The organism is Holzapfeliella floricola DSM 23037 = JCM 16512 (genome assembly GCF_001436605.1).
GTDB lineage: Bacteria > Bacillota > Bacilli > Lactobacillales > Lactobacillaceae > Holzapfeliella > Holzapfeliella floricola.
Genome location: NZ_AYZL01000020.1, coordinates 291,594 through 306,632 on the forward strand (window position 1 = coordinate 291,594; position 15,039 = coordinate 306,632).

Here is a 15,039-nt window from a genome sequence, read left to right on the forward strand (position 1 = left end):
GATATTAATAGTCCATTAATGTAAACATGTCGTAATCTTTAATCTTGTCACGACCATTTAGGTCTTTTAATTCGATTAAGAAAGCTGTTCCAACAACAATTCCACCTAGTTTTTCAACTAAGTCAATAGTGGCACGAACCGTACCACCTGTTGCCATTAAATCATCAGCAACCAGGACTTTTTGACCAGGCTTAATTGCATCTTTGTGCATATAAAGTGTGTCTTGACCATACTCCAAGTCATAAGAAACAGAAACTGTCTCACGAGGTAATTTTCCTGCTTTACGAGCAGGTGCAAAACCAACACCTAACTCATCTGCTACAGGACAACCTACTAAAAATCCACGAGCCTCAGGGCAACATACCATATCAACCCCAAGGTCTTTAGCATATTTAACAATTTCCATTGTTGCAGCATGGTAAGCTTTACCATCGGCCATTAAAGGTGAAATATCACGAAAAGTCACACCTTCGCTTGGAAAGTTAGGAACATCTGCTACGTAATCTTTAAAATTCATTGTCAAGTTTAAGACTCCTATCTTTGCTAATCTAAGTATTGTAAAATATGACGCTTCAAATCTAATGACGACATCGCATTTATTTGATTAACAAATTGTAATTGTTTTTGTGTCTGTTGTAATAATCTTGAAGATGTTAGTTCTTTTGACTGAACATTTTCAACTGGTTTAATTAGAACCCTATCTATTTTAACAAAATTTAGTTCTAAAAACACCCTTAAAATCAAATTTAATTCGTAAATTGATAAATTAAAGAATGACGCAACCTGAGTTAAGTCTGTCGTTTTTAAATTGTTATGTTGATAAAAGTATTTTAATACTTCACGAAATACATTTTGGTTTGGAATTTGGGCTAAATTCAGGTTTTTAATTTGACTATAAAAATAAACTTGTTCAACGGTAGACTGCGAAAAAATAGCCTCTAATTGCTGATTATTTAATGGTTGGTCCATCACAATTAGAGTTTGTGGTAACCCTTTATTTGGACGTAAAAGTTGGGTTTGGCTATCATTTAACTGCAGTTTTTCTTTAAATACCTGTCGTTTAGACTCATTAAAGAAACCATAAACACCTTGAACAGTCATTATCTGCTGAAACTGATAATGACGACAATCAATAATCCGTTCTTTTTCAAAATCAAGATATTTAAGCATCAATTGAGGCGTTACTTTTCCTTGCCATTCATTTTTGGATAATTCACCATATAAAATCCCTTTTTCTTTAAAAAGATTGAGATCAACGTGAGGATAATTGAACCCAATTCCAGCAACTTGCATCCCCTTAGAGTTAATCATTGTAAACTTTAGGTGATCTTGTGTTTGACCAATTTTTCTTGCAAAAGAAATATTTGGTAAATCAATTTTGAATAATGGAGTTTCAAAATCGGTTCCGAAAGGTCCAAAAACAGAAATTTCTTCCAATTTGTCTAAAGTTAATTCATCAGGTGTTAGACAACAATCAAATAACTGTTCGTTATCTTCACTTTTTAGTGAAAAGCTTTCTTCAAATTTTTGAATTAAATTAGTCAGGTAAGTTTCTTTAACTGATAATCCACAAGCCATGTTATGACCACCAAATGATACTAATTCAGATTTAATTGGTGTTAAAGCAGCAAATAAATCAAATCCTTGAACACTACGTCCCGATCCTTTTAACACGCCGTTTTGGGATTTAGTCAATAAAATAGCTGGTTTTTGTGTTTCTTCAACAATTTTATTAGCAACAATACCTAAGATTCCTTCATGCCAATGTTCTTGATAAATAATCAATGTCTTTTGATTTTGATACTGAGAACTTTTAGCTAAAGTAAGTGCTTCTTTAGTTGTATTGACAACTAGTTCTTTGCGGTCAACATTCACTTTTTCAATTTCTTTAGCCAATGATTCACAAATTTTAGGATTATCACTCAATAACAATTCAACAGCTTTATCTGCATTAGCTAGTCGTCCTAACGAATTTAATCTGGGGGAAATCACAAATCCAATACTAGTTTCATCTAAATCAGCTAGATTAGCGCCAGCTTCAGATAGCAATTGCCTTAATCCTAATCTTTGAGTGTTTTTTAAAGCATCAATACCAAATTTAAGTAGAGCATGATTTTCACCAGTTACAGATACCATATCAGCTATTGTTCCGACAGCAACCAAATCAAGAAGCTCATAAGCTGTTTCATCCAGTAATGCACAACACAATTTGAAACTAACACCCACACCTGCTAGATCATCAAAAGGATAAGATTGCTCATTTAGTCTTGGATGAATAATAGCTAAAGCATTGGGTAACTCTTGAGGTAAGTTGTGATGATCGGTAATAATAATATCAATATTTTGGTCGTTTAAAAATTCAACAGTCTCTTTTCCACTGACACCATTATCAACAGTGATAAAAAGTTGTGTGCCTTGATCAATTAAATTTTGATAACTAGCTTGATTAGGACCATAGCCTTCAGTAAATCGATTGGGAATATGATAATTAACATTAGCCCCCATAACCTCAAGCGTTTCTACTAAAATGGTTGTACTAGTGATACCATCTGCATCATAGTCACCATAAACTGTAATTAATTCTTGTGAATCTATTGCTTGATGAATACGGTCTACTGCTTTTTGCATATCTGAAAATAAAAAAGGGCTATAGATTGAATCCTCCGAGGGATTCAGCCAGTCAGCTATTGCTTCTTTTGAAACGATTCCTCTATTTTCAAGAATTGTCACAGCCATATCTGATAGCTCCAACTCTGACTTAACCTCAGTAGAAATTACGTTTATTGGTTTTTTTTGCTTAAAATTCAAATTAGTTTAACCCCTTTTGATTATTTTAAATTAAATACAGCAAGTTCTGGATTAGTTGCATTTTTTGTTTCGATTAGTTCACCACGAATAGCCCAACGATTAACACCACCATCTGCACAAGTTATTAACGTTACGATGGAATTACTGGTATTATCAGCAAGCCATACTGCGTAAGGATCTACAACTTCTTTTTGATAAATTTTATAGATATATATTTTGTCTAAATCCGTTAAATATATCAATTCACCTATTTCAACTGACTCTAATGGTGAAAAAAGTAAACCTTTACTCGTCATATAGTGGCCAGCTAGTGGATAGTTACCCACGCCCATTTTTTGATTTTCACGCATTGTCCCTCCGCCAGCTGATAAAGCAGCATCACTTAAGCCTTTTGAAATGGGCAAGTTTAAGCTGACACTTGGAATAGCTATCAATCCAATAACCTGTGTTTGATTGTGAGTCAATGCTTGACCCACTTGATTAATATCTAAACTTTTAACTTTAGAAAAGTCATAATCATCATTTTTAGTTTCCATATTTTTTTGAATTTGGTCTCTTGTTATGGCTGTTCGTACAGTTTCTGTGTTATGAGAAACAATCATATTTTGAATAGGTTCATTAAATATTAATGTTAGTCCGATAGTCAATAATATCACTGCAGCTAAATACAGTAAAATCTGTTTTATCTTCTTCATATATAACTCCAATTGTTATAGTGTTGTTTTAACTTGGCTATTATATCATTAGTTGTTTCAATCAAAAAATCCTCTTTAGACAATCTAAAGAGGATTTAAGTTTTTATTTTTCATCGTCACCCATTTTTAGCACACTCATAAAGGCTTCTTGTGGCACATCAAGTTTTCCAACAGCCTTCATACGTTTTTTACCTGCTTTTTGTTTTTCAAGCAATTTCATACGACGGGTAACGTCCCCACCATACAACTTTGCAGTAACATCTTTGCGGTAAGCTTTAATGGTTGAACGTGCAATAACTTTATTTCCAATTGAAGCCTGAACTGGTACTTCAAATTGTTGACGTGGAATAACAGATTTTAGCTTTTCTGTAATCGCACGACCACGAGCTTGGGCAAAGTCACGATGAACAATGAAGCTTAAAGCATCAACGACTTCACCCGCCAATAGAATATCAATTTTAACTAAATCACTTGGACGATAACCACATAACTCATAATCAAGTGAGGCATATCCACGTGTATTAGATTTTAACTCATCAAAGAAATCAAATACAATTTCTGATAATGGAATTTCGTAAATAACATTCACACGATTAGCGTCTAGGTAATCCATTGTTACAAAATTACCACGTTTTCTTTGAGACAGTTCCATTACAGGGCCTACATAATCATTAGGAACCATAATTTCAGCTTTAACATAAGGTTCTTGAATTTCACGGATGTCACTTGGATCAGGCATATCAGCTGGGTTAGCAACTGTCTTTTCATCGCCGTTTTGAAGTGTCGTGTGATAATCCACAGACGGTGCAGTCATAATTAGCTCAAGATCGAATTCACGCTCTAGCCTTTCTTGAATAACATCCATATGAAGAAGACCCAAAAATCCACATCTAAAACCAAATCCTAAAGCTTGTGAAGTTTCGGGTTCAAACTCAAGCGCTGCATCGTTTAATTGCAAGCGCTCTAGCGCTTCTCTTAAATCATCGTATTTTGCGTTTTCAACAGGATACATTCCTGAATAAACCATTGGTTTGGCAGGACGATACCCAGGGGTTGGTTTGGTTGTTGGATTATTAGCTAGTGTTAGAGTATCCCCGACATGTGTATCACGAACCGTTTTGATATTAGCCGTTAAATATCCAACATCACCTGCAACTAATCGATCACGACTAACAGCCTTAGGTGATAATACACCGACTTCAGTCACTTCATACTTTTTACCGTTACTCATAACTTCAATCATGTCACCCGGTTTAACAATACCGTCATCTATACGTACAGACAGCACAACACCACGGTATGAGTCATATACTGAGTCGAAAATCATAGCTTTAAGTGGCGCTTCAAAATCACCTTGAGGCGCTGGAATATCAGTTACAATACGCTCCAATAGTTCTTCAATTCCTAATCCGCTTTTTGCTGAAGCAAGTACAGCATCTTGTGCATCTAAACCAATTGTGTCTTCGATTTCATCTTTAACACGGTCAGGATCTGCCGCAGGTAAATCAATTTTGTTAATGACAGGTACAATTTCAAGGTCATTATCTAAAGCTAGATAAACATTAGCTAGTGTCTGTGCTTCAACACCTTGAGCAGCATCTACAACTAATACAGCACCTTCACAAGCTGCAAGCGAACGCGAAACCTCATAAGAAAAGTCCACGTGCCCGGGAGTGTCTATTAAATGGAAAATATAGTCTTTACCATCTTTAGCATGGTACTTTAACTCGACAGAGTTTAATTTAATTGTAATACCACGTTCACGTTCTAATTCCATACTATCTAGAATTTGAGCGTGCATTTCACGCTTTGACACTGTATCTGTTAACTCTAAGATACGGTCGGCTATTGTTGATTTCCCATGATCAATATGGGCAACAATAGAAAAATTTCTTATTCTTGATTGATAATCTTTTAATTCTTCTAAATTCATGTATTCTCCTCTATTACTTCTGTTCTTTATTATAGCAAGTATCTGAAACGGTCACAAACAAAAAGAGAAGATTAATATCTTCTCTTTTATTGGATCTACATAAATTTATCTTTTACTTTTTCAAAAAAGTTCTTATCTTGCGGCTGAATGTCTTCACCACCAGCTTTAACAAAGTCTACTAGGGCTCTCTTTTGATCTTCGTTTAACTTCTTAGGTGTCATAATTTTAACAGTTGTTTCTTGATTACCTGTCCCGTGTCCGTTTAACTGAGGTACGCCTTTACCATTTAATCTAAAGGTTGTCCCTGTTTGTGTTCCAGCTGGGATACGTAATTTGACTTTTCCATGAACAGTATCCACATCAATTTCATCACCTAATGCCGCTTGAGCAAAGCTAATTGGTACTGTGTAATAAATTGTTGTACCAGATCGTTCAAAGGTTTTGCTTGGACGAACGCGTAAAACAATATACAAATCACCATAAGGGCCACCATTGGCACCTGCTTCACCTTGACCAGTCAAATGAATTTGTTGGCCTTGGTCAACACCAGCTGGGATATTAACTTCAACAGTATGTCTTTGTTTAGTTGTCCCATTACCATGACAAGTGTCACAAGGTGTTTCAATAATCATACCGTGACCGTGACATTCATCACAAGCAACTTGTTGGCGAACCATACCGAGCATTGTTTGGCGGTCTACTGTCATATGCCCTGAACCATGGCATTTTTGACAAGTTTTGGTTGAAGTACCTGGTTTTGCACCATTACCATCACATGTCTTACATGTTTCATCACGATCGTATGTTACGCTCGTTTTTTTACCAAAAATAGCTTCTTCAAATTCAAGCGTCATTGTGTAATCTAAGTCATGTCCTTTTCGAGGTGCAGTTGGATCTTGGGCACGGCCGCCGCCACCAGCGCCACCACCAAAGAATTGACTGAAAATATCTTCAAAACCACCGAATCCTTGAGCACCTTGTCCGCCAAAGCCACCGGCACCACCACCTTGAGCGCCACCATTAACACCAGCATGACCATAATTATCATATGCCGCACGTTTTTGTGAATCACTCAAGACTTCATAAGCTTCACTTGCCTCTTTAAACTTTTCTTCAGCATCTGCAGAATCATTTAAATCCGGGTGGTATTTTTTAGATAGTTTACGATAAGCTTTTTTTATTTCGGCTTCCGATGCATTTTTAGAAAGACCCAGGACTTCATAGTAATCTCGTTGTTGTGCCATAAAATTCCTCTTTCATTTCTATAAATGAAAAAAGTCAAATTGACAATTTGACTTTTTCATCGTAATTGTTATTTATCTTTATCAGGATCTACTTCACGAAAGTCACCATCTACAGTGTCATCGTCTTTTGATTGACCTGATTGTTCGCCACCTTGAGCTTGTTGAGCTTCTTGTGCTTGTTGGTATAGTTTTGTTGTTAAATCTTGAACGATTTGGTTCAATTCATCTTTTTTAGCTTTCATTGCTTCCAAGTCATTGTCAGATTGTGCTTTTTCTAAAGCTTCTTTAGCTTCTTTAGCTTTTGAAACTTCTTCTTCAGAAACTTTACCATCTAATTCTTTCAATGTCTTATCAGTTGTAAAGATAAGTTGATCAACTTCATTACGTAAGTCTACTTCTTCTTTACGCTTTTGGTCTGCTTCAGCATTTTCTTCAGCATCTTTTGTCATACGTTCAATTTCTTCGTCTGATAGACCTGATGAACTTTGAATTGTAATCTTTTGTTCTTTTTGTGTACCTAAATCTTTAGCAGATACATTTACAATACCGTTTTTATCAATATCGAATTTAACTTCGATTTGAGGAACACCACGTGGTGCTGGTGGAATATCTGTTAATTGGAAACGACCTAGAGTCTTGTTATCAGCAGCCATTGGACGTTCACCTTGAAGTACGTGAATGTCTACAGCTGGTTGGTTGTCAGCAGCTGTTGAGAAGACTTGTGATTTACTTGTAGGAATTGTTGTGTTACGTTCAATTAATTTAGTTGAAACGCCACCCATTGTTTCAATACCTAATGATAATGGTGTTACGTCAAGAAGAACAACATCTTTAACGTCACCTGAAATCACACCACCTTGAACAGCAGCACCTAAGGCAACAGCTTCATCAGGGTTGATTGAGTGATCAGGTTTTTTACCCGTCCAGTCTTCAACAGCTTTTTGAACTGAAAGAATACGTGTTGAACCACCGTTTAAAATAACTTTATCTACTTCATCTTTTGAAAGACCAGCGTCTTTTAATGCGTTTTCAACTGGAATTTTTGTTCTTTCAACTAATTCAGCTGTAATTTCATCGAATTTAGCACGAGTTAAAGTTGTTTCCAAGTGTAATGGGCCAGCTTCACCAGCTGAGATAAATGGCAAGCTAATTTGAGTTGTTGTTACACCTGACAAGTCTTTTTTAGCCTTTTCAGCTGCATCTTTTAGACGTTGTAATGCCATTTTATCTTTAGATAAGTCAATACCATTTTCGTCTTTGAATTGTGCAATCAACCAATCCATAATGGCTTCGTCAAAGTCATCCCCACCTAAGTGAGTATCACCATTTGTTGAAAGCACTTGGAAGACACCGTCACCTAATTCAAGGATAGAAACGTCAAATGTACCACCACCCAAGTCATAAACAAGGATTTTTTCATCTTCTTCAGCTTTATCTAAACCGTAAGCTAAAGCACTAGCAGTTGGTTCATTAACAATACGTTTAACGTCTAAACCAGCAATTTTACCAGCATCTTTTGTTGCTTGTCTTTGTGAATCGTTGAAGTATGCAGGAACTGTGATAACAGCATCTGTCACTTCTTCACCAAGATAGTCTTCACTGAATTTTTTAATGTGTTGTAAAATCATTGCTGAAATTTCTTGTGGTGTGTATGACTTATCACCAACTGTTACTTTGTAACCAGCTTCACCAATATGACGTTTGATAGAAGAAATTGTATCTGGGTTTGTAATTGCTTGTCTTTTAGCAACTTCCCCAACTTGAATTTCACCATCTTTAAAAGCAACAACAGAAGGCGTTGTACGGTTACCTTCTGGGTTTGCAATAATCTTTGGTTCTTTACCTTCTAAAACAGCAACTGCTGAGTTAGTTGTTCCTAAATCAATACCAATAACTTTTGACATAAATCAATAACTTCCTTTCGAATTTCTTAGTTTGCAACGCTAACCATTGCAGGTCTTAAAATACGATCTTTAAACAAGTATCCAGGTTGATAAACTTCCACAACTGTATCTTTTGGATGGTCCTCAGTTGCTTCAACTGTTTGAACAGCTTGGTGATAGTTTGGATCAAAAGTAGCACCTTCTGCTTCAACTTCTGTAATACCTTTATCATTTAGAGCCTTTATTAATGCGTTATAAGTTAATTCAATCCCTTTTTTCAATTGGCTTGAAGCCTCATCATCAGCTTGAACTTGTAAGGCTCTTTGTAAATTATCTAAAGCAGGCAAAATTTCTTTTGCGAGGCTTTGACCTTCATATTTACTGAATTGAGCGAGTTCTTTTTGTTGACGTGTTTGAATATTTTGGATTTCAGCTTGTGAACGCAAGTATTTATCTTGTGCTGCCTCAAGCTCTTGTTGAAGTTTTTCAACTTCTGAAGGTTCTTCGGTTTCAACAACTTCTTCAGTTGTTTCTTCAACAGGTTCTTCAGTTGTATTTTCTTGTTTAATATCTTTTTCTTCGTTAGACACTGTCATCCTCCTTATCTAAACTTGCTATAGTAATCTAGTAATTGATCTGCAAGTTCTTCTTTGAAGTAGTTCATTAAACTAATCATCTGTGAATATGGCATGTTTGTTGGCCCTAGTAAAGCGACAATTCCATTTCCAAAGTCACCGACTTCATATGTAGCCGTCAATAGACTGTAGTCCTTTAGCAAATCAAGCGGTAGCTCATCTCCTAAACGAACATGAACTGAAAATGCTGGATTATTTAGACTATTTTCATGAATCAAATCTGAAAATATCTCTGGATGACTAAGTAGTTGATAAAGTGATTTTAAATTATCCAAATCATCAAGGTTTGAATAGTTATTCAACAAGTTTAATTCACCATTAACAAATAGCTGATCTGTTTCAACAGGTTTGAAAACATCCTTCAATAATTGAAGGAGAATTAAACTAGCAGTATCTTCTTCAACACCTAGCAGTGATATGAACTTTGCAGAAGAGTAACTTGAAACCTCATGCAAGGTCTTGCCTTTAACTGCCACATTAATCTTTTTAACTAATGATTCTAGTTCCTTCACCGACACATCATCAGGTAACCGATAAAGTTGATTTTTAACATCACCATCACTAGTAACTAAGATAGCCATCATTTGATGATTAGAAAGCGGTACAATACGAAACTCAGTAATTCTACAGAACTGAATTTCAGGACTAGCTACAAAAGCAGTATAACTAGTCAGATCAGATAATATTTTTGCCGAACGAGATACAATATCATCAATTCTTTGAAATTGCTGATTAAAATCCATTTGCAGTTTTTCATGCAAGTTTTCAGGCATATCTGTTGGCTGTAATAAGTAATCTAGATAATAGCGATATCCCTTATTTGATGGGACACGACCAGAAGATGAATGTGTTTTTTCGATTAACCCTAGCTCTTCAAGCTTAGCCATTTCATTTCTAATAGTGGCTGAAGAAACTTGAATCGTGAGTTCATCCATCAAAGTTTTAGACCCAACAGGCTGCTGAGTTTTGTTAAAAACATTGATAATCATCTTTAATATTAATTCTTGTCGTTTTGATAACATAGCGTCACCTCTTCGAATTAGCACTATTAAATCACGAGTGCTAACTATTAGAATATAACAACTAAATAGCAGAATGTCAAGATGACGGCTAAAATTATCACGCTATTTTTTTAAAGTTTCAAAATACGCTTTACTATCAGCTTCATCTTGCTTTAATTGGTCGATCAAAGCATTGATTGATGGGTATTTCTCTTCTGGGCGAAGATAATGATGCCACCTGACATCAACAATTTCATCATAAATATCCTCATCAAAATCAAAGATATTAACTTCAACGGATAAATCCTTCACATCATCAAATGTAATATTATACCCGACACTCGCCATTCCTTGATACCACTGATTTTGAACTCTTAATTTAACTGTATAAACGCCTGAAGCTAGTCTGACTTTGTTATTATTAGACTCAATATTTGCAGTTGGGAATCCTAACTGTCTACCACGTTTAAAGCCATGAATAACTTTTCCTGATGTTTGATAGACGGATCCAAGTAAATTATTAGCCTGATCAACATCACCTTGTTCAATTAACCTGCGAATTCTGCTAGAACTTATTTTTTTCCCATTCTTATTTTGACTATCTACTTCATAGACTTCAAATTTACCTTGTGCCTTTTGTTTAAGCAGCGACATGTTAGCGACTTCTTTTTGACCAAATGTATAATCAAAACCTGCTACAACTGCTTTAACATTCATCTTAATCAAAACATCATTAACAAATTCATCAGGTTGAACCTTAGCTAATGGACCGTTAAAGTTGCCTACATAAAATATATCCACACCTATTTGATCCATTATTTTCTTTTTTTCACTAGTTGTCATAATTAATGGTACAGATGTTTGTTCAGAACCATAGATTTGGCTTGGATGGGCGTTCATTGTCATAATACCTAACTTTAACCCTTTTTTATCTGCGATCTTTTTACCTGTTTCAATTAATTTACGATGTCCTAAGTGAACTCCGTCAAAGAAACCTAAAACTAAAACGATGCCATCAGGTTCTATAATGTGACTTTTTATTGGATAATCAAGTTGATAACTATACATCTTATATCCTCCTTTTTGGCTAACTATTTTGGAGCAACATCATTTCTGGCCGATAAAGAGGCGGATGTTTAACATCTTTTTTATAAATTGCCTTGATTTTTCGATTATGATACAAACACAAGCGTTCTACGTCAACCGGAAAGTTAAGTTTTGCACCATTTTGCACCATTTCAAATTCCTTATCGCTTAGGTTATAAGTTGGCTGGTCTTCAAAAAAACGTTCAAGAGGAACTATGTAGTCAGATGCTTTTTCTGGATTTTCTTTCAGAGTTTCCAATAAAACTGCATCTTTCAGGCCAAATCCTGCACTTTTAGCACGAATTAAAGAACTCATAACTGCTGGAACACCTAAAATATCACCTAATTGCTTCACTAAAGTTCTAACATAAGTTCCTTTAGCACAAGTTATCTCAAACTTAAAGCGTTGCTGTTTACTCTCTTTGTCATATATTGAGTGACTAGTTTTAGTATACTTCGACACGTGAATATGACGCATGGGACGTTCTACAGAAATATTATTTCTTGCATAGTCATACAGACGACGTCCTTTTACCTTGATTGATGAGTACATCGGTGGTAATTGTTCAATATCACCAGTCAACTGTTCCATTGCTTCTTCGATAACTTCTTCTGAATAGGGTTCTTCAATAGGTTGAGATTTAATTACTTCGCCATCTAAATCTTCAGTATCAGTTTCAAATCCCAATATAGCCTCCCCAATGTAGGTTTTATTGTGAGTCTGCATCAAATCGATAATTTTAGTTGCTTGTCCAATCGCAATGGGCAAGATTCCTTCCACTGATGGGTCCAAAGTCCCACCATGGCCTACTTTTTTCATTTGAAGAACTCGACGCATATCACGAACGCAGTCGGTACTTGTCATCCCCTTAGTTTTATATAAAACAATCACACCACTTAACATATCTTACTTAACCATCCTTTATTATAAAAAAAACGCCATAAAATGGCGTTTTCTAGTCTTTTTGATTTAATTGACGAATTAAAGAGTCAATTTTGGCACCATAAGCAACAGAATCATCTTTTTTAAAGACTAATTCAGGAACTTTAAACGTTGTCAAATTGCGTCCGACTTCTCGACGAATTAAACCAGTTGATTTTTTAAGTCCTTCTTCAACTTTTTGATTGTCAGAGGCTTTATCAGACAAAATACTGTAATAAATAGTAGCTTGCGATAAGTCTCCTGTCAAATCAGCATCAGTAATAGTAACATCTTGAACACGAGGATCCTTAACATTTTTACGAATTACTGATGTAACTTCTCTTAAAATTTCTTGTTGTACACGCTCAATACGATGTTTCACTGGAATTCCCCCTCTTATTTAACAGGAACTTCTTCCATAACATAAGCTTCAATTTCATCATCAACTTTAATGTCATTATAATTTTCAATCATTAAACCACAATCAAAGCCTTGATTTACTTCTTTTGCGTCATCTTTAAAACGTTTAAGTGAAGCTAGTTTTCCTTCATAGATAACAATACCATTACGGATTAATCTTACACCACTGTCACGTTGAATTGAACCACCCGTTACAAACGCACCGGCAATTGTTCCTAGTTTTGAAACGTGGAAAGTTTCACGAACAATTAAGTTACCTGTGATTTTTTCTTGGAATTCAGGATCTAGCATACCCTTCATCGCTGATTCAATTTCATCGATAGCTTTATAGATAACACCATATAAACGGATGTCAACGTTTTCAGTTTCAGCTTGTTTTCTCACTTGTTGTGTTGGACGTACGTTAAATCCAATAACGATAGCATTACTTGCAGTAGCTAATGTGACATCACTTTCATTAATAGCACCTACACCAGAATAAACGATGTTTACTTTAACACCTTCAACTTCAATCTTTTGAAGTGATCCAGCTAAAGCTTCAGCAGAACCTTGTACATCGGCCTTAATAATAACATCAACTTGTTTCAATTCGCCTTCTTTCATCGTATCAAACAAGTTATCTAATGTCACACGGCTGTTATTGTTACGTTCTTCAACCAATGCGCGTTTTGCACGTTCTTCACCAGCTGCACGAGCAGTTTTTTCATCTGCAAAAACTGCAAAGCGATCAGCTGAGTTTGGCACACCATTTAGACCTGTAATTTCAACTGGTTCTGATGGGTGCGCTTCTTTTACACGACGACCACGATCATTTGTCATAACACGAACACGACCAAAAGTATTACCTACAACGATAGGATCTCCGACACGAAGCGTACCTTGTTGTACAAGTAGTGATGCCACTGAACCTTTACCTTTATCAAGACGCGCTTCAATAACTGTACCAACTGCTTTTTGTTCAGGATTTGCTTTTAATTCCATAACATCGGCTTGTAATAAGATCATTTCAAGTAAGTCATCAACATTTTCACCGGTTTTAGCAGAAATTGGCACGAAGATTGTTGATCCACCCCAATCTTCAGGAATTAATTCATATCCCATCAATTGTTCCATTACATGGTTAGGGTTTGCATCAGGTTTGTCAATTTTGTTAACAGCTACAATAATTGGCACACCAGCCGCTTTAGCATGATTAATTGCTTCTTTAGTTTGTGGCATAACCCCATCATCTGCTGCAACAACTAAAATGATGATATCAGTAATGTCAGCACCTCTAGCACGCATGTTTGTAAAAGCAGCATGTCCAGGTGTATCTAAGAAGGTAATTAAACGGTCGTTAGTGTCAACTTGGTAAGCACCAATATGTTGAGTAATTCCACCTTCTTCGCCATCTGTAACGTGTGTATTACGCAAATGATCAAGTAAAGTTGTTTTACCGTGGTCAACATGTCCCATAATTGTAATTACAGGTGGTCTTGGTGTTTGGTTTTCTGTACTATTATTTTCAGCATCAAAAATCTTATCAATATCTGAAATATCTTCATGTTCTTTTTCTTTTGAATTAATACCATAATCAGTTGCGATAAGCTCAATTGTATCGCTATCAAGTGATTGGTTTTGGTTAACCATCACACCTAACATGAATAGCTTTTTAACAACTTCTGCTGGTTCACGGTGTAATAGCTTACCTAAGTCTTGTGCATTCATGCCATCTTCGAAAACCAATACTTCTGGCAATGGCTTTTCTTTTCTTTGTGGCATAGGTTTTTTATTTTTAAGGTGAACATTTTGTTCTTGATGTCTATTGTTCTTTTTCTTATTATTTCGCCAGTTGTTTTTTGAATTGACATTTTTCTTGTGATCAACACGTTTACGATTACGGTTTTCAGACTCATTTTGCACAGGTTCTGGTGCAGCAGGAATATTAGGCAATGTATTTCGACGTGTTTGATTTTGATTACGATCGTTATTCTTCTTGTAGTTTCCACCGCCATTATTACTTTGAGGACGGTTGTTTGGACGACCATTACTTGAAGAACGGTCACTACTACTTTTACGCTCATTGTTTTTTTGATTTGGGCGACCATTTTGTCCACCACGATTATTACTACGTGGTTTCTTATTTGTATCTTGACGCTGTTTTTCTTTGAGTTCTTCCAAATGTTTTAAACCAGCTTTGGGTCTAGGTGTACTATTGGATTTTTGATTTGAATTAGGTCTGTTATTACGACGATCTTGATTTTGATTATTTTGGTTACTACGATTTTTTGAATAACTATTTTTGTTATTACTTGAGTTATTAGAGTTATTAGAATTATTAGAGTTACTTTGGTTCTGATTGTTGTTAGTGTTGCGCTTTCTAACAGCACTCATTTTAATTTTTGTTGGCTTGTGCTCGTTTTGTTGGTTTGT

General features: G+C 35.6%; 11 protein-coding genes and 1 pseudogene. All 12 read right to left on the reverse strand.

The window, feature by feature from the left end:
• Positions 1 to 4: 4 nt before the first annotated feature.
• On the reverse strand, positions 5 to 523 hold the full coding sequence (locus FC86_RS05655; RefSeq protein WP_156403353.1) for an adenine phosphoribosyltransferase: 519 nt from the start codon (positions 521 to 523) through the stop codon (positions 5 to 7).
• Positions 524 to 543: 20 nt separating this feature from the next.
• Entirely contained in the window at positions 544 to 2,808 is a 2,265-nt protein-coding gene (gene recJ / locus FC86_RS05660; RefSeq protein ID WP_056975096.1) for a single-stranded-DNA-specific exonuclease RecJ, read from the reverse strand.
• Positions 2,809 to 2,828: 20 nt separating this feature from the next.
• Positions 2,829 to 3,503, reverse strand: coding sequence for a class A sortase (locus FC86_RS05665; protein ID WP_056975097.1), 675 nt, complete (start codon positions 3,501 to 3,503; stop codon positions 2,829 to 2,831).
• Between the two features lie 103 nt (positions 3,504 to 3,606).
• The gene (lepA, locus tag FC86_RS05670) at positions 3,607 to 5,436 is read right to left on the reverse strand and encodes a translation elongation factor 4 (protein WP_056975098.1); all 1,830 of its coding nucleotides are present in this window, start codon (positions 5,434 to 5,436) and stop codon (positions 3,607 to 3,609) included.
• Positions 5,437 to 5,531: 95 nt separating this feature from the next.
• Positions 5,532 to 6,680, reverse strand: coding sequence for a molecular chaperone DnaJ (dnaJ, locus tag FC86_RS05675; protein WP_056975099.1), 1,149 nt, complete (start codon positions 6,678 to 6,680; stop codon positions 5,532 to 5,534).
• A gap of 68 nt (positions 6,681 to 6,748) precedes the next feature.
• The gene (gene dnaK / locus FC86_RS05680; RefSeq protein ID WP_056975100.1) at positions 6,749 to 8,584 is read right to left on the reverse strand and encodes a molecular chaperone DnaK; all 1,836 of its coding nucleotides are present in this window, start codon (positions 8,582 to 8,584) and stop codon (positions 6,749 to 6,751) included.
• Positions 8,585 to 8,610: 26 nt separating this feature from the next.
• The gene (gene grpE, locus FC86_RS05685) at positions 8,611 to 9,153 is read right to left on the reverse strand and encodes a nucleotide exchange factor GrpE (RefSeq protein WP_420836000.1); all 543 of its coding nucleotides are present in this window, start codon (positions 9,151 to 9,153) and stop codon (positions 8,611 to 8,613) included.
• Positions 9,154 to 9,164: 11 nt separating this feature from the next.
• Entirely contained in the window at positions 9,165 to 10,220 is a 1,056-nt protein-coding gene (gene hrcA / locus FC86_RS05690; RefSeq protein WP_056975102.1) for a heat-inducible transcriptional repressor HrcA, read from the reverse strand.
• 102 nt (positions 10,221 to 10,322) lie between these two features.
• On the reverse strand, positions 10,323 to 11,267 hold the full coding sequence (gene ribF / locus FC86_RS05695) for a riboflavin biosynthesis protein RibF (protein ID WP_056975103.1): 945 nt from the start codon (positions 11,265 to 11,267) through the stop codon (positions 10,323 to 10,325).
• A gap of 19 nt (positions 11,268 to 11,286) precedes the next feature.
• Entirely contained in the window at positions 11,287 to 12,189 is a 903-nt protein-coding gene (gene truB, locus FC86_RS05700) for a tRNA pseudouridine(55) synthase TruB (protein ID WP_056975104.1), read from the reverse strand.
• 52 nt (positions 12,190 to 12,241) lie between these two features.
• Positions 12,242 to 12,589: a 30S ribosome-binding factor RbfA gene (gene rbfA, locus FC86_RS05705; protein WP_056975105.1), complete on the reverse strand. Its 348-nt coding sequence runs from the start codon at positions 12,587 to 12,589 to the stop codon at positions 12,242 to 12,244.
• 14 nt (positions 12,590 to 12,603) lie between these two features.
• Positions 12,604 to 14,445, reverse strand: a pseudogene (infB, locus tag FC86_RS05710) (translation initiation factor IF-2); the annotation flags it as partial.
• Positions 14,446 to 15,039: the final 594 nt, after the last annotated feature.

What these genes read in the sequence shown, in the direction of transcription:
- FC86_RS05665 (WP_056975097.1), bottom strand. Translation starts at nt 3,503, where the DNA reads ATGAAGAAGATAAAACAGATTTTACTGTATTTAGCTGCAGTGATATTA.
- lepA (WP_056975098.1), bottom strand. Translation starts at nt 5,436, where the DNA reads ATGAATTTAGAAGAATTAAAAGATTATCAATCAAGAATAAGAAATTTT.
- dnaJ (WP_056975099.1), bottom strand. Translation starts at nt 6,680, where the DNA reads ATGGCACAACAACGAGATTACTATGAAGTCCTGGGTCTTTCTAAAAAT.
- dnaK (WP_056975100.1), bottom strand. Translation starts at nt 8,584, where the DNA reads ATGTCAAAAGTTATTGGTATTGATTTAGGAACAACTAACTCAGCAGTT.
- hrcA (WP_056975102.1), bottom strand. Translation starts at nt 10,220, where the DNA reads ATGTTATCAAAACGACAAGAATTAATATTAAAGATGATTATCAATGTT.
- ribF (WP_056975103.1), bottom strand. Translation starts at nt 11,267, where the DNA reads ATGTATAGTTATCAACTTGATTATCCAATAAAAAGTCACATTATAGAA.
- truB (WP_056975104.1), bottom strand. Translation starts at nt 12,189, where the DNA reads ATGTTAAGTGGTGTGATTGTTTTATATAAAACTAAGGGGATGACAAGT.